Raw genomic sequence first — 22,917 nt, 5'->3', positions numbered from 1 at the left:
ATGACCATGCAATCTGCCTTGCGCACCGCCTGCGCCGCCGATCGTCGCGGACATGACCTGAGTCGGCGCCTGCCCACCGTCACGATGCGTCGCCTCGCCCTTGCCCTTGCCTGGGTACCCTGCGCGCTGGTGGCCGGCGCGTTGAGCACGTCCGTCGCCATCGCACAGACCCAAGCGGTTGCTGGCGCGTCTGCGCCGGCGTCACCTGATGCGAATGCCGCCCCTGGTGCCGCGACGCCGGGCGATGTCGAAACCTCCAAGCTGGCCGCCCTGCCGGTCGCCGCGCAAACGCAATGGTTGTCGCGCGCGATCAAGAGCGGCGAACTCGCGAAGCTGAGCGACGACCAGATCGTCGCTCGCATGCAGGCCATTCAACCCGAAGCGCTCGTGCGGTTCCTGAAAGCCGAGTCGGCCGCCCTGCCCGAATACCAGTATGAGTTGACGCGCCACGAACGCATCAACAACCAGTGGCAGACGACTCCCGACCGCATGCTCGTGAAGATTCGCGAGAAGCCGTTGCAAATCTACGCGAAGTGGCTCCCCGATGGCGCCCACGCAGGGCAGGAAATCATCTACGACGAGACGAAAAACCCGAAGGAGATGTACGGCCATCTCGGTGGCATTCTCGGCTTCACGTCGATCTGGAGCAGTATCGACGGCACGCTTGCCCGTTCACAGTCCAATCACACGGTGCGCGATCTCGGCTTCGCGTTCATTGCAGAACAGATCGCGCACGACGGCCGCAGCTTCCGCGCCGCCGGATTGTCCGAGAAACCCGCAAGAATTTCGGTTTCCGAATCGAATGGCGTGCGCACGATGGCACTGGAGTGGGACGCCCCGTCGGGCCCGCCGCAGCATTACGCGAACAAATCGCGCGTACTGATCGATCTGAAGACGGGACGCCCGCGTGGCATCGAAGCGTGGGATGCTTCGGGGCAAAAGATCGAGGAAATGCGCTTCGAGAAAGTGCGCAGGGAACAATGGACCGATGCCACCTTCGATCCGAAGCATCCCGACTATAAATTCTGACGCGACGCGTACCGCAGACCGGCGCTGGTCACGGAAGCAAGCACGACGAAAGCCCGCCACCCTTCATCGAGGGTGGCGGGCTTTCGCTTGTCGGAACATCTGACGGGCACCGCGATGTCTGGCGGCGCCGTCCTGCCAGGACCGTTCAGGTCTGCGGCAGTTCGATCTTCACTTCGAGCACTTCCAGGTTGTCCTGATGCTCGACGCTGACCTTGATGTCGTCTTGTGCGATTTTGACGTACTTGGAGATGACAGCGACCAGCTCGCGTTGCAGGGCTGGCAGATAATCTGCCGGCGGCGACGAGCCCGCGCGTTCGTGCGCCAGAATGATCTGCAGGCGCTCTTTGGCAACGGCGGCGGTCTTTTTCTTCTCCCCCAGGAGGAAGGACAGGAAGGACATGGGCGCTCCTTACTTCGAGCCGAAAATGCGCTGCAACAGCCCCGGCTTTTGATAGTCGGTAAAGCGCATAGGCTTGTCTTCGCCCTTGAATCGGCTCACCACGTCGCGATAGGCGTCGGCCACGTCGGTGCCGTCGAGATGAATCGCCGGCGTACCCTGGTTAGAGGCGTGCAACACTGACTCCGATTCCGGAATCACGCCGATGAGCTTGATTCGCAGAATTTCCTGGATGTCCTCGAGCGACAGCATCTGGCCGTCGTTGACACGTTTCGGGTTGTAACGGGTAATGAGCAGGTGCTCCTTGATCGGTTCGCCGCCTTCGATGGCGCGCTTCGTCTTCGACGACAGAATGCCCAGAATGCGGTCCGAGTCGCGCACCGACGACACTTCGGGGTTCGTGACCACGAGCGCTTCGTCGGCAAAATGCATGGCGAGCAATGCGCCCGACTCGATACCGGCGGGCGAGTCGCACACAATGTATTCGAAGCCCATGTCGGCCAGGTCCTTGATGACCTTCTCGACACCCGCTTGCGTGAGCGCTTCTTTGTCGCGCGTCTGCGAGGCGGGCAGGATGAACAGGTTCTCGCAGGCCTTATCTTTGATAAGCGCCTGGTTAAGATTTGCTTCGCCCTGAATCACGTTGATCAGGTCGTACACGACACGGCGCTCGCAACCCATGATGAGATCGAGATTGCGCAGGCCGACGTCGAAATCGATGACTGCCGTCTTGTGCCCCTGCAAGGCGAGGCCGGCGGAAAAGCTGGCGCTGGTTGTCGTCTTGCCGACACCACCCTTGCCAGAGGTCACCACAATCACTTTTGCCATCTGTCGATGCCTTCCCAAACTTGAGGATGAATTTAGCTACGAATCATTTGAGCCCGAGGGGCTCGAAAATCAGTTTGTCGTCTACCAGCCGCACCTGCACCGAACGCCCCTGCACATCGGGCGGCAGCGCATATTCGCCAGTCCGGTATATACCGGCGATGGAAATCAGCTCGGGCTCCAGACAGGTACAGAAGATGCGCGCATCGAGCTTGCCCTTCACCCCTGCCAGTGCCCGCCCCCGCAGCGGCGCGTAAATGTGAATATTACCTTCCGCGATCACCTCGGCCCCGTAACTGACCAAATCGAGGATGATCAGATCCCCTTTTGCATAGACCTGCTGGCCCGAACGCAAGGGTTTGTCGATGATGGTCGAGGGCACAGCGCTACCCTCGGACACCGCCGGTGCCGAGGCCGTTTCACCAGGCTCCGCCGCCGGTTCGGGTGCCGCCTCGCTCTCGCGCAACGCACGCGATACGCGACGTTCATGGCTGTCGAGCCGCGGCAGACCGTCGACCACTGCCCAATCGGCCTGCTCGCTGTTGGCTACCACGCCGATCGGCTTCATGCGGAATTCGGCCAGCATTTCAGCCAGCGCGGGCACGGCAACCCGCTCGTCGCCGGCCAGACGCCGTACGTCGATGGCGACCGTGTCGCCTGCGAAAAACTCCGGGGTTGCCTCGAATCGCTGCGCCAATTCGGTGCGCAACGTATCCAGTTGAGGCGTCTTGACAACGAAATGCAGGGTATCGACTGCTCCGCTGCGTAACTCGAAGTACGGCGTTTTCTTTTGCGGCATGTCAGGTTGTTGTGCGCGAATTGCTGGCAAATTGGGCATTCTACCGTTCTTGCGTGCGAGCAAACCGCAAATAAGCGCGATAACGCAGCGATTTGCCCAAATATCACCATTGCTGCACCGCAAAAAATCGTGCATTTTGCATACGCTTTTGGCGTATGCAAATGCTAGTCGATTGACATGCCAATGTCATCACGAAAGCCTATGCTGGCGGTGGGAAAGTCCAACACGAGAAGTGCTGCAAAGCAGCATCGAAAGTGCGAATTTTGTCGCGCAAGTGCCATATTCGTGACCTATCCTTAAAGTCCCTGACGAGGGACCCCCCTGTGTGGAACCGCAAACCGGGAGACGAAAGATGCTGAGTCATCATGAATTTGCCACCCTGATGCTGGTCAAGGACGCTCCGGAGCAAGTGGAGCACAATCGCCCGGACCTCGAATCGCTGCTTGAAAGCAAACTGATCGAGTGGGAAGAGTTGGCCTCGGGTGAGAAGTCCCCGCGCCTGACTGTCCAGGGCAAGTATGTCCTTCAGGCCGTTGCCTGAGCGTCCAGCCTGCTGTTGAGGTGTCTGAAGTAACAAAAAGCCCGCCGGAAGGCGGGCTTTTCATTTGTGGGGAGGCGTTCCCCTAGCGGTCTAACGAGAGTCAACCGTGCCGGACGTTACGACGCTGCCGCCGCCACGTATGCCGTGCCGACGGGTGCTCCCGGCACCAGTTGCGATCCACCAGCCAGGCGACGGCAGCGCCGACGACCAGCACAATCACCAACATTGCAATCAAGCTCCCTGTGAGCATAGCGGCCTCCTAACTTCGACATGGCGGGATGGCACGCTTCAATTCTAGGCAATCCCTATCGAAAGGGATACCCGAAAGTGATCCGGGTATACGGCGTTTGCCTTATATCGAGGTCTCTGCATCACAAAGGGCTTGAGCGCTTGCGCAGCGCACCATTTCCGATCTGACACGGCGATGGCGGCAACCTGACGCCGGCCGGGCGGCCGGCCATCTGACACTCACCTCAGAGGGAATCGACGACACCACCGTCAACGCGTAGCGCCGCCCCGGTCGTTGCCGAAGCTTGCGGCGATGCAACATAGACCACCATGTTCGCCACTTCCGTCGTGGTAGCCGCACGTCCGATGATCGAACTGGGCCGGTTCTCGCGCACGAACTCGGCCGCCGCCTGCGCCATATCGGCGTTCGCCGCCACGCCCGATTCATGCAGCATCTCGACCATACCGTCCGAGAGCGTCGGGCCGGGCAACACGGCGTTGACGGTGACACCCGTGCCGCGCATGCGCTTGGCCAGACCGCGAGATACCGCCAGTTGCGCGGTCTTGGTCATACCGTAGTGAATCATGTCTTCAGGGATATTTAATGCGGACTCCGATGAAATGAAGATCACACGCCCCCAGCCGCGCTCTGCCATCCCCGGTAAATACGCGCGAGAGAGCCGCACCCCCGACAGCACGTTGACGTCGTAAAAGCGCTGCCACACCTCGTCGGGCACCTCGAAGAAGTCCTGCGGGCCAAAAATGCCCGCGTTGTTCACGAGAATGTCGACGTCGGGCACGGCGCCGACGAGCGCCTCGCAACCTTCGGCCGTCGCCAGATCCGCCGCCACGCCACGCGCCTGCGCGTCCGGCAGCGCCTCGCGCAACTTCTCAACGGCAGCATCGACACGCTGTTTCGAACGGCCGTTGACAAGAGTCGTGGCCCCGGCTGCCGCGAGCCCGTAAGCGATGGCGAACCCGATACCTGCCGTCGACGCCGTGACCAGCGCCACCTTTTCCTTCAGATCGATATTCATGACTCAGTCTCCAGAACGATGACCGTCAGGCAATCGCGCCACCGGCGTCGATCAGCACGGTCGAGCCCGTCGCACTCGGCGTGCCGGCCAGGTAGAGAATCGTGTTGGCAACGTCCTCGGCAGCCACCACACGGCGCGCCGGCAACCGTTCGGCCGCGTTGCGATACATCGCCTCGCGATCGGTTTCGGCCAGCTTGTTCCACAACGGCGTGACCGTCAGGCCCGGCGACACGGTATTCACACGCACCGGAGACAGTTCCAGCGCCAGCCCGCGACCCAGCGCTTCGATCGCCGCGTTGATCGCGCCCTGCACGACCGACGACGTACTCGGACGCACGCTCAGATACCCCGACGTCAGGGTGAGCGAGCCACCGTCTTCGATCCGTGCATAGCGTGCCACGTGATACGTACCCCAGAACTTGCTGCCGAAAGCCGTGTGCGCATCTTCCAGCGAGAGCTTGCGAACTTGCCCGGTCGGCGTTTGTGCGGCCGAAATGACCACGTGCTGCCAGGGGGCGTGATCGGCAAAGAATCGCTCCACGGCCGCCGCATCCCCTGTGTCGAGCACGACAGCGCGAGCCGTGGTGCCGATCGTGGCGAGCGCGTCGTCAAGCTTGGCCTGATTCCGCGAGGCAATCGTCACCGCGGCACCGGCTTTGGCGAACGCCTGAGCTGCCGCACGGCCGATACCGGAACTACCGCCAATGACCAACACGCGCTGACCTTCGAAATTGAACATGATGAGCCTCCAGAAAGTGATCGTAACGATGAATGCGCTACGACATCGCTGGGCAACCCTGCCTCCCAAGGCAAGCACCGTTGCGCGATGTCTTGGCGCCATTGTGATCCTCGTCGCGACGAACGATAATCCCCGGAGAAACTGAATGACTCTCTTCAAATTTTTGAGAATCGAACCGCGATGATCGACCAGACGCTGGACCTCACCCTCTTCGACCGGGTCGTTACCACGGGCAGCATGTCGGCGGCGGCGCGAGAGCTTGGCCTGTCGCTCGCGGTCGTCAGCAAGCGGCTTGGGCTGCTCGAGCAGCGCCTGGGCGTGCGCCTGCTCAATCGCACGACGCGCAAGCAGGCGCTCACGGAAGAGGGTCAGGTATTTCACGGATGCTGCCAGCGCATATTGGCGGAGATCAGCGAGACCGAGCGGTTGATGACGCGTCAGGCAGGCACCGTTGGCGGCGTGCTTCGAATCAGCGCCCCGCGCGCATTCGGACGCCGCCACCTTGCCCCGCTGCTGGTCGCGTTTCGCGAACGGCATCCGGATCTGAAGGTGCATCTCGAATTGAGCGATCTGTGGGTCGATCTGGTCGCACACGGTATCGACGTTGCCATCCGCGTCGGCACCCTGCCCGACTCCAGCCTCGTCGCTCAGGAACTGGCCCCGAACTACCGCGTGCTGGTCGCGTCCGCCGACTATCTGGCCCGGCGCGGCACGCCGCAGGACGCGGGCGATCTGCAACAGCACGATTGCATTCTGTTCGGCCACGCACCGCACGGCGACTGGCGCTTTGTGTGGCAATCCGAAACGTTACGAATTCAGGTGCGCGATACCTATGTCGTCGACGATGGCGACACGGCCCACGAGCTTGCACTGCATGGCGCAGGCATTACGCAAAAGTCCATCTGGGATGTCGGGGACGATATCCAGGCAGGCCGCCTCGTGCGTGTGCTGCCATCGCTGCAAATCCCCGCGTCGCCACTGCATGCGGTCTATCCGCATAGCCGGCACCTCGCGCCGCGCACACGCGCGTTCGTGGATTTTCTGCGCGATCGGTTGCGCGCAACGTGGCGCTGGCCGCAGCGCTGACAACGTCCCGGCCGTGCGTTCAGTCGTGCGCCCCGCGCCCGTTGAGCGCCTGACGCCCTGCGGCCAGTAACGCGTCGGACAACACGGGGTCGGCACTCAAGACCGCACGCGACAGGACGAGCGTGCCGACCATCTGCGCGAAGCGTGCCATCGCCGCTTGCGTCGCCTGTTCCGGGCTCAGCCCCCGCTCGACACCCGCTGCCGACATCCGGGCGATCGCCTCCGACAGGCCTTTCGCATAGCACGCCTGTGCCTCGTCACCGAGGCGTGGCGCATCGCCAGCGAATCCCGCCATCGGACAGCCGCATGCCACGTCGTCCCGATGGGCGGGCGACAGATACCGTCCGACACGCTCCTCGGGCGATAACGCCACCTCCAACGCCGGATCCCCTCCCGCCAGCGCCCCTTCGCTGGCCGCAACCGCGCGCGCCATGACCGCGGCGACGAGCGCATCCTTCGACTTGAAGTGGTTGTAGAACCCGCCCTGGGTGAAACCGGCCGCTTTCATGAGCGCCGTCAGTCCCACGGCGTCTACCCCATGCTCACGAAACAGCCGTTCCGCCGCGGCGATAATCGCCTCGCGGTTTTCTGCGGCCTGCTCTCTGGAAATGCCCATCTCCTGCTCCTCACGTCCGCTTGCGCAATCGCACCTATCGCGGCCATCGAAAAAGACAATGTCGATCACCATTGACATGCCGGCATCCCACTCGGCACAATGCATCACCCCATGACGATGGCGATCACAATTGTCATGCAGTATAGCCCAAACCGCATGTCGGCCCTATGGCTCGCGCGGTCTCATCCCTTGCTGGAGTTCTGAAATGAAGATCAAAGATGCCGTCGTATTCGTCACCGGTGCCAATCGCGGTCTGGGGCTGGAGTTTGCAAAACAGGCGCTCGCACGCGGCGCGAGGAAGGTGTACGCCGGTTCACGCGATCCGTCCAACGTCACATTGCCGGGTGTGATCCCGGTCAAGCTGGACGTGAACCGTCCGGAAGACGTGGCCGCCGCTGCCCGGCTGGCCGGTGACGTCACGCTGCTCATCAACAATGCGGGCATCGCGCGCGTGACGGAAGGCCTGACGCGCCCAGGCTCGGCGGAACTGCTGCGTGAGACGCTGGAGACCAACCTCTTCGGCGTACTGGCCATGTCGCAGGCCTTCGCCGGCACGCTGGGACGCAACGGCGGCGGCGCCCTGCTCAACGTGCTCTCGATCGTTAGCTGGATCAGCTCGGACGCGCTTCCCGAGTATTCGATTACCAAGTCGGCGGCGTGGTCGCTGACGAACGGCCTGCGTCAGGCACTTCGCCCGCAGCACACGCAGGTGGTCGGCTTGCATGCCGGGTACATCGATACCGACCTCACGCGCGGTTTCGAGGCAGAGAAGCTGGCACCGTCGGACGTCGTGCGTCAGGCCTTCGACGCCATCGAGGCCGGAGCAGAGGAAGTGTCCGTGGACGACGCCACGCGTCAGGTCAAGCAAGCGCTCTCGCAGGGCATTTATCTGCTGGACCCGGCCGCACGCGCATAGTCCGGAGCGCACGACGCATCAAACGCAAAAACGCCACGACGCCCCTACGGGCATCGCGGCGTTTGTCTTGCGAGACTCGCGAGTTCGCGACAGACGAATACGCGTCGCGTCAGGCAGCCTTGTCCATCTGACGCTCACCGCCCACAGCCTCGATCAGATCGTCGAGCATGCGAGCGAGTTCGCCGGTCATGAGGGCAACGTCGGCGTCGAACTTCTCGGCCTCGCCTTCGGCCGTCGGGTCGGCGGCGTCCTTGATGATGTCGAGCGGCGTCACGCGCTTGATGACGAAGCTGTCGGTCAGCACGAACGAGATGCGATCGTTCCACGTCATGGCAAGCTTGGTGCAGCGCTTGCCCGCTTCGATGTGTTGACGCACATCCGCACCGTCGAGCGGGTGACGCACATAGCGCACGGCGGCCTTCTCGTCGGTGTTCGAGCGCAGTTCCACGTCCTGATCGACGGTGAAGCCCCCCGGCGCATCGTTGCCGGCAAGCCACGACGTCATCACCGACACCGGCGCTTCGTTGAGTTCCACGTTCTCGAGTGTGATATCAAGCGTCTTGAGCAGCAGGCTGCGCACTTCGTCGGCCTTGGCGGGCGAAGCGGCATCGATCACCAGCCAGCGATTGACCGGGTCGATCCACACACGCGTGTCGCGGCGAATACCGAACGCACGCGGCAACAACTCGTCGGTCACCTGCTCCTTGAGTTCCTTCATCTGCTTGCGGCCCGGCTTGAAGCCTTGCTGCTCTTCAAGCTCGGCCGCTTTGGCGCGCGTGACCTGATTGACCACGGTCGACGGCAGCAGCTTCTTCTCGGCGCGGTAGGCCAACAGGAACTGGCGGTTGATGCTGTGCACGAGTTCGCCGCCCTCACGCGGCGGCGCCCAGCCCTGCACTTGCATTTCGAGGCTGCCGCCCTCGCGGAAGGCGTGCTTCTCGAGCGCCTCTTCCATTTGCGCGACGCTCATGGACCAACCGGCAGGAATTCGGTGCAACTGAAGATTCTTGAACCACATCGGGCATCACCGCAAAAAGCAAAACGGCGATTTTACCAGTGCTGCGCGGTCCGGCGAAGTTCAGTTACACGAATGACGTCAGAGAAAGCGGTCGAGGATCTTCCGGCTCGGCTTGTCGAGCTTGCCCGCGTCGCGAATAAGGAAGTGAATGCCGTGACTGTCGGAGATGAGCAACGTCTGTCCGCCCAACCGCCGGATGTCCTCTTCACCGCGCAAGACAAACGATGCCTCGCCCCGGTTCGTCTCGACGGTCCAGGTACTCGGCGTGGCATACGTCGACACGCCCAGAATGCGCAGCACCTCGGGCATGAACTCGCGTGCGGCAAGTTCTTCCCCCAACAAGGCACGCATGTCGGCGGGCAGTTCGTCGAGCGAATCGAGCCAGACCAGCTCGCGCCCTTCCGTGCTCACGAGCGCGAGGCCGTCGTTCGGCGCGGCAATCGGAAATGCCCGCACGGGCACCACGCCTTCGTGGGAGATGCCATTGGCATCCGTCAGCACCAACCGTCCGAAGGCGTTGCGCGACAAAGTGAAATCGATCTGCATAAATGGCTTCGCGAACGTTCAGTTGACGGAGAGCTGCTGGGCCGGCGCTGCGCTCACGGCGGCGACGGTCGCTGCCGCTTCGGCCGACTCGACCACCGCATCGATATCCGTATCGACATTGCGCTGCTGCGCCTGATAGAGCTTGTAGTACGCGCCTTCGCGAGCGATCAGTTCATCGTGGTTACCCACTTCGACGATCTTGCCGCGGTCGAGCACCACCAGCCGGTCGGCCTTGCGCAGCGTCGACAACCGGTGCGCGATGGCAATCGTCGTGCGGCCCTTGACGAGGTTGTCGAGCGCCTTCTGAATTTCCTTCTCGGTGGCCGTGTCGACCGACGACGTCGCCTCATCGAGAATCAGAATGCGCGGATCGATCAGCAGCGCGCGCGCAATCGAAATGCGTTGACGCTCGCCCCCCGAGAGTGCCTGCCCGCGCTCGCCAACCAGTGAGTCGTAGCCGTGCGGCAGACGCAGGATGAATTCGTGGGCGTGCGCCGCGCGGGCGGCGGCCACGATCTCGGCGCGCGTGGCCTCCGGCTTGCCGTAGGCGATGTTGTCCGCAATCGTGCCGAAGAACAGGAACGGCTCCTGCAACACGAGCCCGACATTGCGGCGGAAGTCCGAGACCGGCAGCGCGCGAATGTCCACACCGTCGATCTGGATCGAACCTTCCGCCACGTCGTAGAAGCGGCAGATCAGGTTGACCAGCGTGCTCTTGCCCGACCCGCTGTGACCGACCAGACCGATCATCTCGCCGGGTGCAATGCGCAGATCCATGCCGCGGATCACCGACCGATTGCCATAGCGGAAGCCAATGTCGCGCAGATCGATCGCGCCCTTCACCTCTTTCAGATGCACCGGATTGACCGGTTCCGGCACGTTCGAGACGTGATCGAGCACATCGAAGATGCGCTTCGCGCCTGCGGCGGCCTTTTGCGTGACCGACACAATGCGGCTCATCGAATCGAGACGGGTATAGAAGCGGCTGATGTAGGTCAGGAACGCCGCGAGCACACCGACGGTGATCTCATGCTTGGAGATCTGCCAGATACCGAAGATCCAGACCACCAGCAGGCCCACTTCCGTCAGGAACGTCACGGTCGGCGAGAACAACGACCACACCTTGTTCACGCGGTCATTGACCACGAGGTTGTGGCGGTTGGCTTCCTTGAAACGCGCGACTTCGCGGTTCTCCTGCGCAAATGCCTTCACCACGCGAATGCCCGGAATCGTGTCGGCAAGCACGTTGGTGATCTCTGCCCAGATCCGGTCGACCTTCTCGAAGCCATGACGCAGACGATCACGCACCAGATGAATCAACCATGCAATGAACGGCAGCGGCACGAGTGTAACCACGGCAAGCCACGGGTTGATCGACACGAGGATGACCGCCGTCATGATGATCATCAGCACATCGGTCGCGAAGTCGAGCAAGTGCAGCGAGAGAAACACGCAGATGCGATCGCTCTCCGAGCCGATGCGCGCCATCAGGTCGCCCGTGCGCTTGCCGCCGAAGTACTCGAGCGAGAGACGCAGCAAATGCGAGTAGGTCGCGGTGCGCAGATCGGCCCCGATGCGCTCCGACACCTTCGCGAGCAAATACGTGCGCGCCCAACCGAGCACCCAGGCGACGACACCCGCGCCCAACAGGCCCGACAAGTACATTCCCACCAGCTGATAATCGATGGGCTGACCGTTCTGGAACGGGATCAGCACGTTGTCCATGAGCGGCATCGTCAGATACGGCGGGATCAACGTGGCGCCCGTCGCACAAAGCGTGAGCAGAAAACCGGCGAGTAACTGGAAACGATACGGGCGGGCGAAGCGCCACAAGCGCAGCAATGCCCACGTGGACGGTGGGGCTTCCACCTCCGGGTTGCACTGCGGGCAATCGTCCACCCCGGGCGGCAGCTCGGCCTGACAGATCGGACATGTGCCCGTCTCGCCCGCCGCCTCATGGCTGGCCGCATGTCCCGCCGCCAATGCCTCACGGTGACGCGCGACGGTGTCCATCAGCGTCAGCGCCGCCGGGTTGTGACCGAGGGTGTAACGCCAGTTCGCCAGCTTCTCGCGGGCATCGCACAACTCCAGCGAGCCAACGCCCGCGTGATCGGTGTGCGTGAGCGACAGGTCGGCGCGATACGGCCACGACTGCCAGCCCTCGCCACTGCGCGACGCCTCACGACGCGCCTCACGGGCGAGCAACCGGCGCTCGGTGGCGACCACCAGGCCACGGGCGAAGTGCAGTTGAGCGTCCAGGTCGACAGTGAGCCAGGCCAGCACCGTCTCGCCATCGGCCAGTTGCGCGGCGAGATCCGGATACCAGGTCTCGGCGGCGGCATTGCGGGCAGAAACGGGGGACGTGCAGGCCGCACCGCCTGAGGCACCGGCAGGGTTGCGCTCGGACGACGGTGTCGGGGTGGCGGCAGAAGATGCCGCAGAAGCGGAGGTGTCGGTCATTGCTGCGGCAGACGTGTCCTCAAGGGGCGGACAACGAGGCAAACGAGGAAAAATCGAGGCGGACTTTCCCTGTCAGTCCGCGAAATTGCCGCAAGTATAACCACAGCGATGCCTTTTGCGGCGCGGAGTTCCCCGATGACACGGTGCAGCATGGAAATATTGTTGCGACGGTCAACCGTTTACGGATTTTTACGTTAAGTAACCAGTTAACTGAACGAGCGCGACCGGCTGTGCCGCCTGAAATCGGCCTCGCCGGCTTCTCCGAACCCAGCCTTGACGCGTGAATTAGCCTTAAGAATGAAAAAGAAAGACATTGAGATTTTCGATGTCCTGTCGCTGCGCGGCCCGAATATGTGGACATATCGGCCGGTGCTTGAGGCATGGGTCGATATCGGCGAACTCGAGGAGTTCCCGTCCAACAAGATCCCGGGGTTCCCCGAGCGGCTGTCCGAGTGGCTGCCCTCCCTCATCGAGCATCGCTGCAGCATCGGCGAGCGTGGCGGCTTCCTTCAGCGCCTGCGCGAAGGCACGTGGCCCGGCCATATTCTCGAGCATGTCACGCTCGAGCTGCAAAACCTCGCCGGCATGCCCGGCGGTTTCGGCAAGGCCCGCGAAACTCCGATCTCCGGCGTCTATAAGGTGATCGTGCGCGCCTGGCATGAAGACGTGACCCGCGCAGCCCTGTTTGCCGCCCGCGATCTGGTCATGGCGGCCATCGAAGACCGCCCCTACGACGTGGAAGCCGCCGTCGAGAACCTGCGCGGTCTGGTGGACAAGCATTGTCTCGGCCCGAGCACCGCGTGCATTGTCGATGCCGCCGACGACCGCGACATCCCGCATATCCGCCTGTCCGACGGCAATCTGGTGCAACTTGGCTACGGCGCAGCCGCCCGACGCATCTGGACCGCCGAGACCGACCGCACCCCCGCCATTGCCGAGAGCATCTCGCGCGACAAAGACCTGACCAAGCAACTGCTCGAATCGTGCGGCGTGCCCGTGCCGGAAGGCCGTCTGGTCGAGAGCGCCGAAGACGCCTGGGACGCCGCACAGGACATCGGCCTGCCGGTGGTCGTCAAACCATACGACGGGAACCATGGTCGTGGTGTGTTTATCAATCTCACCACGCGAGACGAAGTCACCACGGCATTCGACGTCGCGCTGGAAGAAGGCAACGGCGTGATCGTCGAGCGCTTCGTGTCGGGGCTGGAGCACCGCCTGCTGGTCGTGGGTGGCCGTGTCGTGGCCGCCGCTATGGGCGAAATGGCCTCGGTGGTCGGCGATGGCAAGCACACTGTCTCGGAACTCATCGAACTGCAGATCAACAGCGATCCGCGTCGCGGCAGCGCCGAAGACCAGCCGCTGAACCGCGTGCGTATCGATTCGTCGGCTCGCCTTGAACTCAAGCGCCAGGGCTTCGACGCCGACGCCGTACCGCCCGAGGGCAAGAACGTGCTGATCCAGCGCAACGGCAACGTCGCTTTCGACGTCACCGACCGCGTGCACCCGAGCGTGGCCGCCCACGCGTCGCTGGCCGCGCGCATTGTCGGTCTGGATATCGCCGGCGTCGATCTGGTGGCGGAAGACATTTCCCGTCCGTTGGCAGAACAACGGGGCGCCATCGTGGAAGTCAACGCCGGCCCCGGCCTGCTCATGCACCTGAAGCCGGCCGATGGCACACCGCGCCCGGTCGGCCGAGCCATCGTCGACCATCTGTTCCCCGACGGGGACGCCGGACGCATTCCGGTCGTCGGCATCACCGGCACCAACGGCAAGACCGTCACGGCGCGTCTGCTCACCCACCTGCTGCAACTGGCGGGCGAGCATACCGGCCTCGCGTGCAGCGATGGTCTGTTCCTCGACAAGCGTCTGGTGCAACGCGGCGACTGCGCCAATTGGGATGCAGCGCACCGCGTGCTGATGAATGCCAGCGTGACGGCCGCCGTCTTCGAAAACGACAGCACCGCCATCCTCTCCGAAGGTCTCGCCTACGATCGCTGCCAGGTCGGTATCGTGACCAACATCGACCGCCCCGACCACCTGGGCCAGTATTTCGTCGAAGACGTCGACCGCATGTTCAGTGTGCTTCGCACGCAAGTCGACGTGGTCCTGCCCGACGGCGTGGCCGTGCTCAATGCCCGCGATCCGCTCGTGGTGGAAATGGCAGAGCTGTGCGATGGCGACGTGATCTTCTTCGGGCTGGACGAACACCTGCCGGCTATCGTGGCGCACCGCGCCGCCGGCAAGCGCGTGGTCTTTGTGCGCAACGGCCAGGTCGTGCTGGCCACCGGTTCGGAAGAAACCGGCGTGGGCGCCACGGCCAACATGCCGCTGACCTACGCAGGTCGGGTCGACTTCCAGATCGAGAACGTGCTTGCCGCCGTGGCGGCGGCCTGGTCGATGGGCGTAGCGCTCGACGTGCTGCGCACCGGCGTGACCACGTTCGACGTGGGTCAGGTAGATGCCCCGGGCCGCTTCACGCTGTTTGAAAAGCAAGGCGCAACCGTCATCGTCGACGATGCCCATAACGCCCCGGCGCTGGCTGCCCTCGCGGCAGCGCTGGCCAAGCTGCCCGCCGAGCGCCGCATTGCGGTGTACGGCCCCGGCGTAGACCGCATGGACGAAGACTTGCAGGCCGAAGGCAAGCTGCTGGCGCAGACGTTTGACCGTGTGGTGTTGTGCGACGACGTGAGCGTCGAGCGCAAGCGAGCGCTGGCAGAGTCTCGTGCGCAACTGCGCGCGGGCATCGATGCCGCAGGCTGCAAGGTGCAAGTCACCGATGCCGCCGAGCGTCGGGTTGCCGCGCAAGCTGCACTGGCGCAGTTGGTAAGCGGCGATCTGCTCGTGTTGCAGGCCGACGAAGGCGGCGCCACCGCGATGCTCGATCTCGTGCATCTGTGGATGGGCCAGCCGATGCCCGCGCTGGCTGCCTGAGCCGGGTCAGCCGCAAGAGGCGGCGCGCAGGAAACTCTGCCGCCGCCGGCCATATATAGATAGAACCGAATACCCAAGCCACAGTCGTTTTTCTCGCCAACCATCCGTTATTCAGGGACGCGAAGTGGACAGACAGGGATTGCAATTTATGGAAGTCTCCCGTATCCGCGCCCTGCGCGGGCCGAACCTCTGGAGCCGTCACACCGCCATCGAGGCCATCGTGACGTGCACCGATCTGGAATACTCGATCGGCAATCTGGCCGGTTTCGAGGCCCGTTTGCGCGCGCGCTTTCCCGAGCTGCATGCGCTCACGCCCGACGCCGAAGAGCGTCCGGTGTCGCTGGCCGATGCCCTCGCCACCACGGCCTTGCAACTGCAAGCCGCGGCCGGCTGCCCGGTCACGTTCAGCCAGACGACGCAAACCATCGAGCCGGGCACGTTCCAGGTCGTGGTGCAGTACAGCGAAGAGCCGGTTGGTCGTCTTGCCTTCGAGCTGGCGCAGCAACTGATCAACGCCGCACTGGAAGACGCGCCGTTCGATCTCGCCGACGCCCTCTACCGCCTTCGCGATCTGGATGAAGACGTGCGCCTTGGGCCCTCGACCGGCTCGATCGTGTACGCCGCTGTGGCGCGCGGTATTCCGTATCGCCGCCTGACCGAAGGGTCGATGGTGCAATTCGGCTGGGGCAGCAAGCAGCGTCGCATTCAAGCTGCCGAAACCGACCGCACGTCGGCCGTGGCCGAATCGATTGCACAGGACAAGGATCTGACCAAGACGCTGCTGCACGCCGCCGGTGTTCCCGTGCCGCTCGGCGGCACGGTGCGCGACATCGAAGACGCGTGGAAGCTGGTACAGGAAATCGACGCACCGGTCGTGGTCAAGCCGCGCGACGGCAATCAGGGCAAGGGTGTGGCCGTGCGTCTGCGCACGCGCGAAGAAATCGAGACGGCTTTCGAGGCAGCGCAGGACATCAGCCGCGACGTCATCATCGAGCGCTACATTCCGGGCCACGATTTCCGTCTGCTCGTCATCGGCAACAAGCTGGTAGCGGCAGCCCGGCGCGACCCGCCGCAAGTGACCGGCGACGGCGTACATACCGTGCGTCAACTGGTCGAAACGGTCAACGCCGACCCGCGCCGTGGCGAAGGCCATGCCACGTCGCTTACCAAGATTCGTTTCGACGACATCGCACTCGCCACGCTCGCCAAGCAGGGGCTCAACGCCGACTCCGTGCCGGAATCCGGTGCGCGTGTCGTGTTGCGCAACAACGCCAACCTGTCGACCGGCGGCACCGCCACCGATGTGACCGACGACGTGCATCCGGAAATCGCGGCGCGCGCCGTGGCAGCGGCCCAGCAAGTCGGTCTCGACATCGCCGGTGTGGACGCCGTATGTGAGACCGTCATCAAGCCGTTTGAAGATCAGGCCGGTGGCATTGTGGAAGTCAACGCAGCGCCAGGACTGCGCATGCACCTTCAGCCGTCGTATGGCAAAGGCCGCGCGGTCGGCGAAGCCATCGTTTCGACGATGTTCGAAGACGGTGACGATGGCCGCATCCCGGTCGTGGCCGTCTCCGGCACGAACGGCAAGACAACCACGGTTCGTCTGATTGCGCATCTGATCGCTCAGCAAGGCCTGCGCGTCGGCATGACCGGCACCGACGGCATCTATATCAGCGGCCAACGTATCGACACGGGCGATTGCAGCGGCCCGCGCAGTGCCCGCAACGTGCTGATGCACCCGGATGTGGACGCCGCGGTGTTCGAGACTGCGCGCGGCGGCCTGCTGCGCGAAGGTCTGGCCTATGACCGTTGCGACGTCGCCGTAGTGACCAACATCGGCATGGGCGACCATCTGGGCCTGTCGTACATCCATACGGTGGAAGATCTCGCCGTGCTCAAGAGCGTGATCGTGCGCAATGTGGCGCCGCGCGGCATGGCCGTGCTCAACGCGGCCGACCCGATGGTCGCGCGCATGGCCGATGCCTGCCCGGGAGACGTGACGTACTTCGCACTCGACGCCTCGCACCCGGTCCTCGCCACGCATCGCGCGAAAGGCAAGCGTGTGGTGTACGTCGACGGCGGCAACATCGTGACCTCGCACGGTAGCGAAGAGACCCGCTATGCGCTGGCAGCGATTCCGCTCACGCGCGGTGGCGCCATCGGCTTCCAGGTCGAGAACGCGATGGCGGCCGTCGGTGCCGCGTGGGCGCTGAATATCGATCCGACCACGATCCGTGCCGGGTTGGCCACGTTCGTGAACGACGCGGGGACCGCACCGGGCCGCTTCAACGTGTTCGACTACAAGGGCGCGACCGTGATTGCCGACTACGGCCACAATCCGGACGCCATCGCCGCCTTGACGCAGGCCGTGGAAACGATGCCGGCACGTCGCCGTTCAGTGGTGATTTCGGGCGCAGGCGACCGTCGTGACGAAGACATTCGCCGCCAGACGCAGATCCTCGGCGACGCATTCGACGACGTGTTGCTTTATCAGGACCAATGCCAACGCGGCCGTGAAGACGGTGAAGTGCTGCGACTGTTGCGCGAAGGTCTGGTCGATGCGCGTCGTGCGAGCCATATCGATGAAATTCACGGTGAGTTCGTGGCCATCGACACGGCGCTTGCCCGTCTGCAACCCGGCGACCTGTGCCTGATCCTCATCGATCAGGTGGACGAAGCCCTGGCGCACATCTCGCAACGCGTCGCCGAGGCCAGCGCTCGCTGAACTCGTTGGATTGCATGACTGTCAGCAGGGGCGCTTCGGCGCCCCTGATCTTTTGGCAAAGCGCTGAACGCACAATGCTGCTAGCCCTTGCCTTGCTCCCTTATCGATCAATGTCCGTAGCGTCACGCGCGAGGGTTAGGCTCGTGCTCTCGCGACGACGTAGAATCGCGCGATTGACGATGCGAATATGGAGAACGACCCGATGAAAATGCTCGCTGCATGCGCTGTCCTCTTCGTGCCATTACTGGCACAGGCGGATTGCCGTGATCGTCTTGAAGCGTGGACGAAGACTCTGCACCCAGGTCGCACGCTCGACACCGATCTGGCCAGTTGCAAGGTCTGGCCCGCCAATCCGGCGCTCACGCTGGCCGCATTGCCATTGCCGCAACCAGGTGACACGGACGACGACAAGGTCTACGACGTGGATGTGCTCGTGACCGACAGTCAGACGGGGAAAGTGGTCGCTCATCGCTTCGAGCCATCGGCGCTGATTTCCGACGCCGTCAGACTGCGCAGTATTTCACTCGACACGGCGCCATGGCGGCTGACGCCGCAGGTGCTCGCGTTTGGCGTGCGGGCGGATTTCGAGGGGTCGTCGCGCGTGAATCCCTTCTCGCAATCGTCGCTGAGTCTGTATGTGATCGATGGCGCGACGCTGCGCAAAGTCGTCGACAAACTGGCGACGCAGGCTGGGGGTGGCGAATGGGACGGGAATTGCGCGGGGAGTTTTTCCGATACCTCGCGTGCGGTCGCTGTGGGCCCGGCGGGTAAGGACGGCTATGCAAAACTCGTCGTCAGCGAGAAAACCGTGACGACGACAAACAAGCCGACGCGTAATGACTGTGCGAGCAAGGAAAGCACATCGAAGCGGCCCAGCGTCACACTGGAATACGACGGCACGCGGTATCCGGTGCCAAAGACGCTCAGCGCCGATTGAGCCATCGCTGCGGCCCGACTCGCTAGCTGCGCACGGCCCCCCTGAAGGCGGCGCCAAGCGCGACGAGCGCGTCATGCGCCCGCCCCTCCTTGATCCGCGTGTGAAGCAAGATGGGGAGCTGCGGCAGTTCGGGAAGCCCGAGCCTCGCCCCGATGTCGACGGCACCGAACGGCAGCATTCGAGGCGCCAGGGCGGCAATGCCGAGTCCCGACATGACGGCAGCGGCGACCGCGGCCACGCCACCGCCGACAAAAATTTCTCTCCATGGCACATCGGCCGCATCGAGAAGTTCGGCGGCCAACGCACGCACACCACAGGGTTCGGCGAGTGTGGCAATCGGCAAGGGCTCGTCTGCCCGATGCTGCCAGTTTGGCGCGGCGAACCAGCCCAGTTTTTCCTCGGCAAGAACCTTCCCGTCGCTCCGGCCAACATGCAGGCGTACCACCACGGCGTCCAGCTCGCGACGATCGAAACGCTGAAGCAGGTCACCGGACGTGGCGATCCGGATTTCGATCAATAAATCCGGATCCTGCGCGTTCATACGCGCGATGAGCGCGGGGAGTTCCGGCCCCGCCACGTGGTCACTGATGCCAATAGCAAGACGTTGCCGGGCGCTGGCAAAGGCAGAAAGTGCACGATCATGAACCGCCAGCAGTTCGCGGGCATGCTCAAGGAAAGTCGTACCGCGTGCCGAAAGCGCTACGTATCGGGGCGTTCGCTCAACGAGCCGGAAGCCGAGCCGGTCTTCGAGCCGCTTGAGTTTCAGACTGATCGCTGCCTGCGTCGTCCCCATGGCTTCGGCGGCCCGCGTGAAACTGCCAAATTCGGCGACACGAACGAAGGCGGTGACGGCATCGAGATCAAGAGGGGATCCAATCATTTCAAATCGTTATCTTTGAAATTAATTACGATAAGCACAAATTATAAATAATATGGAGCGACACCACTTGAAAAGGACACATGATGCCTCTCGCCCACATCTCGCTGCGCACCGGGAAAACTGACGCCTACAAGCAGGCAATCTTCGACAGCGTTTATCTTGCGCTGCGCGAAACGTTCAACGTTCCCGAAGATGATCAGTTCATGACCATTACCGAGCATGACGCTGCCAATTTTCGTTACGGGGCCTCTTATCTTGGCGTTGCGCGAAGCGACGACCTTGTGTTCATCCAGATCACGGCGAACAACACTCGCACGGAAGCGCAGAAAAAAGCGCTGTTCCGGCGGACAGCGGAATTGCTCGGCGAAAACCCGGGCATTCGCTCAGAGGACGTATTCGTGAGCCTTGTGGAGGTTTTGAAAGAGAATTGGTCCCTGGGTAACGGACTGGCTCAATACGCTTGAGCCAGGGCTATCCAAGGCGGCGCGACGCAAGTCCCTTGCGCATTGCCCAACGTCGCGCCGCAGGTAGTCCGGCAGCAACCTCGTGAGCCAGCACGCGCCTGAGCCGCTCGCTTAGCGCAGACTCGGCGATGGGCACAAAACCCAGGCGCGCGTAGAACGGCGCATTCCAGGGCACGTCGCAAAACGTCGTCAGCGTCAGCGCCGCCAATCCCGCGCGCCTTGCGTGCTCGATGGCTGCCGTCAGCAACGCCCGCCCCAGTCCCCGCGATTGCCAATCGCGATGCACCGACATTTCCCACACATGCAATTCGTCACCGACGACCTCGGCTTCCAGAAATGCGACCGGCGTATCGCCTGAATCGGCAGCCACCCACACGGTGCCCTGCCCGATCAGTTCGCGGTGCCGCGCCAGTGGCGTGCCCTCACTGTCCGCCAACCATGCCAACGTCGGCAAGGTGCGAAACAATGCACCCGCACTTCGCTCGACAGGCGGCAGTGCGGGCGCATCCTCCGGCGTGGCGAGGCGAACTCGCGCGACCGGTGTCATCGTCAAACCACGACTTCCTGCGGTGCCATTTCGGTGCCATACGAAGCCCAGCGGCCATCGGCATCGGTCGCCGCCACGGTCGGCTTGCATTGCCCAGCCGTCTCGTCGAGCCCCTGGAGCAACGGGCAGCGCTCGAAGAGTTCAGCGATGAAATCAACAAATACGCGAACTTTAGGCGACAAATGACGATTATGCGGATATACCGCTGAAATCGGCATGGGCGGCGGCTTCCACTGATGCAGCACCTCGACCAGTTGGCCCGATTGCAGATACGGCAACGCCATGAAACGCGCCAGTTGCACCGTGCCGAAGCCCGCCAGCCCCAGTTGCAGATAGGCCTCGGCGTCGTTCACGGCGACCGAACCCTGCATGCTGATCTCGACTTCCTTGCCGTCCACGAGGAACTGCTCCTCGATCACGCGCCCTGTCCGGCTCGAGAAGTAATGCACCGCCGTGTGCCGTTGCAGATCCTCGAGCGTATGCGGCATGCCCATGCGCTCCAGATACGCCGGCGACGCACACGTCAGACTCTGAAACATGCCCACGCGCCGCGCGACAAGGCTCGAATCCTGAAGCGTGCCAACGCGCAACACACAGTCGACGCCTTCCTGAATCAGATCGACCGGCTTATCGCCCATGCCGACCATGAGTTCGATTTCCGGATAACGGTCGTGAAACTCGCACAACGACGGCAGCACCACGAGCTTGCCGAGCGAGCCCGGCATGTCGATGCGCAGCTTGCCACGCACCCGCTGGCTGCTCTCGCGGAATGACGACTCCGTCTCCTCGATATCCGCGAGGATGCGCAGGCAGCGCTCGTAATACGCCGCGCCGTCGGGTGTCAGATTGAGCCGCCGGGTCGTGCGCTGCAACAGCCGCGTGCCCAGATGGGACTCAAGGTTTTGAATAATCGTGGTCACCGAGGTGCGCGGCAACCCGAGATTGTCGGCCGCGCGCGAAAAACTGTTCGCCTCGACCACTCGCGTGAAGACCTGCATCGCTTGCAAGCGATCCATGCTGTTTCCCCATTCAAAAGCACTGTTGCACTAGCCGATCCGGCATTTTTTGCCTGCACCCCCGATGCATATGCATATTGGTCGGAGGCATAAGCCAATGCCCATAAGGCCGACACCGATTAGTCGAGCTGGCCGAACAGTGTTGCCAAATTATAGGCGTTTATCCTAATGTCCGTGGCCTCTAGACTTCGCTCCATCGAATGTCATGAGAGGGGTATCGCTCGCGCGAACCCGAAGCCATATGTCAAGCAACGCCAAGCCGAAATCGGGAACACCGGTGCCATCGCACCGCACCGAAGACGGACTGCGCATCGAAGAGGTGAGTATCGCGGGCCATGTCGGTCCGGTGACGCTGCGCCTCTATCGGCCCGTTGGCCCCGCCGCTGCGGGCGCCGCCCATGAGCATGCCGGGGAGCCCGGCGTGGTGGTGCCGCTCGAGGCGCATCTGCCTGCCGTGCTGTACTTCCACGGCGGCGGGTTCTGCAAGGGCTCGCTCGATGACGGCGACGTCGCGGCGCGCTACCTCGCCTCGCACGTGCCGGCGCTGGTCGTCTCGGTTGGCTACTCGTTGGCGCCGGAACACCCGTTTCCCGCCGCGCCGGAAGACGCCTGGTGCGCCGCGCTCTGGCTGCAACGTCACGCCCGTCGCTATGGCGCCAGTCCGCGTCGCCTGGCCGTGGTCGGTCACGACGCCGGGGGCAATATCGCGGCGGCACTCACGATGATCACGCGCGACCGTGGCGAAGTTGCTGTCGCCGCGCAGGTACTGCTTGCCCCGCTGCTCGATCCCAGCATGACGCGTCTGGCCGATGGCCGCACGCCTAGCGATATCGAAGCCAGCGAATGCGCCCGGTGCTATCGCGCTTACCTGCCGCATGCCACGCAGCGCTTGCATCCGTATGCCGCGCCGCTCGAATCGCGCCGTCTCGCGGGCTTGCCGCCCACGTTGATCGCTTCCGCCGAACACGACCTGCTGCACGTCGAAGCCGAAAAATACGCTGCCGAACTCATCGCGGCCGGCGTGCCGACGCAAGTCACGCGCCATCGCAGCGCGTCCCATCACGGCCTGGCCGCCCTTCCCGCCGCGTTGCGGGAGGTGGCCGCGTTCCTGACACGCCGGCTGGCGCCCCCCGCCACCGGCTCTACCCAGTGAGTCCATCCGATCCCGGAGATTTCA

Annotated in this window: 22 protein-coding genes; 9 read left to right on the top strand and 13 right to left on the bottom strand. The window is 63.3% G+C overall.

Annotated features, from left to right (window positions below; translation table 11 throughout):
* A complete protein-coding gene (locus PI93_RS14160) occupies positions 1–1,029 on the top strand; it encodes a DUF1571 domain-containing protein (protein WP_236105568.1) in 1,029 nt (342 codons plus the stop codon).
* Positions 1,030–1,174: 145 nt separating this feature from the next.
* Here PI93_RS14160 and minE read toward each other — a convergent pair whose 3' ends face one another.
* Genes minE through minC form a run of 3 tightly spaced genes read right to left on the bottom strand, consistent with a single transcriptional unit; the run spans position 1,175 to position 3,050 of the window.
* Positions 1,175–1,429 carry a cell division topological specificity factor MinE gene (minE, locus tag PI93_RS14155; RefSeq protein ID WP_010808102.1) on the bottom strand — a complete coding sequence of 85 codons (255 nt, stop codon included), beginning with the start codon at positions 1,427–1,429 and terminating at the stop codon, positions 1,175–1,177.
* 9 nt (positions 1,430–1,438) lie between these two features.
* Complete coding sequence (gene minD / locus PI93_RS14150; RefSeq protein ID WP_039375345.1) at positions 1,439–2,254, bottom strand: septum site-determining protein MinD; 816 nt, start codon at positions 2,252–2,254, stop codon at positions 1,439–1,441.
* Positions 2,255–2,297: 43 nt separating this feature from the next.
* Positions 2,298–3,050: a septum site-determining protein MinC gene (minC, locus tag PI93_RS14145; protein WP_039375395.1), complete on the bottom strand. Its 753-nt coding sequence runs from the start codon at positions 3,048–3,050 to the stop codon at positions 2,298–2,300.
* 352 nt (positions 3,051–3,402) lie between these two features.
* Between minC and PI93_RS14140 the strand changes: the two genes are divergently transcribed.
* On the top strand, positions 3,403–3,591 hold the full coding sequence (locus tag PI93_RS14140) for a hypothetical protein (protein ID WP_010808105.1): 189 nt from the start codon (positions 3,403–3,405) through the stop codon (positions 3,589–3,591).
* 100 nt (positions 3,592–3,691) lie between these two features.
* On the opposite strand, the gene PI93_RS14135 is transcribed toward PI93_RS14140, so the two are convergent.
* From PI93_RS14135 to PI93_RS14125, 3 genes are all read right to left on the bottom strand, one after another.
* A complete protein-coding gene (locus PI93_RS14135; protein ID WP_158453296.1) occupies positions 3,692–3,841 on the bottom strand; it encodes a hypothetical protein in 150 nt (49 codons plus the stop codon).
* 223 nt (positions 3,842–4,064) lie between these two features.
* The gene (locus tag PI93_RS14130; protein WP_039375348.1) at positions 4,065–4,856 is read right to left on the bottom strand and encodes an SDR family NAD(P)-dependent oxidoreductase; all 792 of its coding nucleotides are present in this window, start codon (positions 4,854–4,856) and stop codon (positions 4,065–4,067) included.
* A 25-nt stretch (positions 4,857–4,881) separates the two neighbouring features.
* Positions 4,882–5,595 carry an SDR family oxidoreductase gene (locus tag PI93_RS14125; RefSeq protein ID WP_039375350.1) on the bottom strand — a complete coding sequence of 238 codons (714 nt, stop codon included), beginning with the start codon at positions 5,593–5,595 and terminating at the stop codon, positions 4,882–4,884.
* A gap of 180 nt (positions 5,596–5,775) precedes the next feature.
* Between PI93_RS14125 and PI93_RS14120 the strand changes: the two genes are divergently transcribed.
* A complete protein-coding gene (locus tag PI93_RS14120; RefSeq protein WP_039375352.1) occupies positions 5,776–6,681 on the top strand; it encodes a LysR family transcriptional regulator in 906 nt (301 codons plus the stop codon).
* Positions 6,682–6,700: 19 nt separating this feature from the next.
* Here the strand turns inward: PI93_RS14120 and PI93_RS14115 are convergent, their stop codons facing one another.
* Positions 6,701–7,297, bottom strand: coding sequence for a TetR/AcrR family transcriptional regulator (locus PI93_RS14115; protein ID WP_039375396.1), 597 nt, complete (start codon positions 7,295–7,297; stop codon positions 6,701–6,703).
* A 205-nt stretch (positions 7,298–7,502) separates the two neighbouring features.
* Between PI93_RS14115 and PI93_RS14110 the strand changes: the two genes are divergently transcribed.
* Complete coding sequence (locus PI93_RS14110) at positions 7,503–8,213, top strand: SDR family oxidoreductase (protein WP_039375353.1); 711 nt, start codon at positions 7,503–7,505, stop codon at positions 8,211–8,213.
* Between the two features lie 109 nt (positions 8,214–8,322).
* On the opposite strand, the gene PI93_RS14105 is transcribed toward PI93_RS14110, so the two are convergent.
* From PI93_RS14105 to PI93_RS14095, 3 genes are all read right to left on the bottom strand, one after another.
* Entirely contained in the window at positions 8,323–9,231 is a 909-nt protein-coding gene (locus PI93_RS14105) for a recombination-associated protein RdgC (RefSeq protein ID WP_039375354.1), read from the bottom strand.
* Positions 9,232–9,309: 78 nt separating this feature from the next.
* Positions 9,310–9,777: a cyanophycin metabolism-associated DUF1854 family protein gene (locus PI93_RS14100; RefSeq protein ID WP_039375355.1), complete on the bottom strand. Its 468-nt coding sequence runs from the start codon at positions 9,775–9,777 to the stop codon at positions 9,310–9,312.
* An 18-nt stretch (positions 9,778–9,795) separates the two neighbouring features.
* Entirely contained in the window at positions 9,796–12,237 is a 2,442-nt protein-coding gene (locus tag PI93_RS14095) for a cyanophycin metabolism-associated ABC transporter (RefSeq protein WP_236105570.1), read from the bottom strand.
* A gap of 297 nt (positions 12,238–12,534) precedes the next feature.
* Between PI93_RS14095 and cphA (PI93_RS14090) the strand changes: the two genes are divergently transcribed.
* From cphA (PI93_RS14090) to PI93_RS14080, 3 genes are all read left to right on the top strand, one after another.
* The gene (gene cphA / locus PI93_RS14090; RefSeq protein ID WP_039375357.1) at positions 12,535–15,168 is read left to right on the top strand and encodes a cyanophycin synthetase; all 2,634 of its coding nucleotides are present in this window, start codon (positions 12,535–12,537) and stop codon (positions 15,166–15,168) included.
* A 148-nt stretch (positions 15,169–15,316) separates the two neighbouring features.
* Positions 15,317–17,896 carry a cyanophycin synthetase gene (gene cphA, locus PI93_RS14085; RefSeq protein WP_039375358.1) on the top strand — a complete coding sequence of 860 codons (2,580 nt, stop codon included), beginning with the start codon at positions 15,317–15,319 and terminating at the stop codon, positions 17,894–17,896.
* Positions 17,897–18,098: 202 nt separating this feature from the next.
* Entirely contained in the window at positions 18,099–18,833 is a 735-nt protein-coding gene (locus PI93_RS14080; RefSeq protein ID WP_052241103.1) for a PA3715 family protein, read from the top strand.
* A gap of 22 nt (positions 18,834–18,855) precedes the next feature.
* Here PI93_RS14080 and PI93_RS14075 read toward each other — a convergent pair whose 3' ends face one another.
* Positions 18,856–19,713 carry a LysR family transcriptional regulator gene (locus PI93_RS14075; protein ID WP_039375359.1) on the bottom strand — a complete coding sequence of 286 codons (858 nt, stop codon included), beginning with the start codon at positions 19,711–19,713 and terminating at the stop codon, positions 18,856–18,858.
* A gap of 83 nt (positions 19,714–19,796) precedes the next feature.
* Between PI93_RS14075 and PI93_RS14070 the strand changes: the two genes are divergently transcribed.
* Positions 19,797–20,177 carry a tautomerase family protein gene (locus PI93_RS14070; protein WP_039375399.1) on the top strand — a complete coding sequence of 127 codons (381 nt, stop codon included), beginning with the start codon at positions 19,797–19,799 and terminating at the stop codon, positions 20,175–20,177.
* Positions 20,178–20,184: 7 nt separating this feature from the next.
* Here the strand turns inward: PI93_RS14070 and PI93_RS14065 are convergent, their stop codons facing one another.
* Together PI93_RS14065 and PI93_RS14060 are read right to left on the bottom strand one after the other, a co-directional pair.
* Complete coding sequence (locus tag PI93_RS14065; protein ID WP_039375360.1) at positions 20,185–20,724, bottom strand: GNAT family N-acetyltransferase; 540 nt, start codon at positions 20,722–20,724, stop codon at positions 20,185–20,187.
* Positions 20,725–20,726: 2 nt separating this feature from the next.
* Positions 20,727–21,740, bottom strand: a complete 1,014-nt coding sequence (locus PI93_RS14060; protein ID WP_039375361.1) for a LysR family transcriptional regulator — start codon at positions 21,738–21,740, stop codon at positions 20,727–20,729.
* Positions 21,741–21,981: 241 nt separating this feature from the next.
* Here PI93_RS14060 and PI93_RS14055 point away from each other — a divergent pair, with 241 nt between their 5' ends.
* Entirely contained in the window at positions 21,982–22,893 is a 912-nt protein-coding gene (locus tag PI93_RS14055) for an alpha/beta hydrolase (protein ID WP_052241104.1), read from the top strand.
* The last annotated feature ends 24 nt before the right edge of the window (positions 22,894–22,917 follow it).

It is taken from the genome of Pandoraea fibrosis, assembly GCF_000807775.2.
GTDB lineage: Bacteria > Pseudomonadota > Gammaproteobacteria > Burkholderiales > Burkholderiaceae > Pandoraea > Pandoraea fibrosis.
This window is presented reverse-complemented; position numbering and strand designations above follow the sequence as displayed.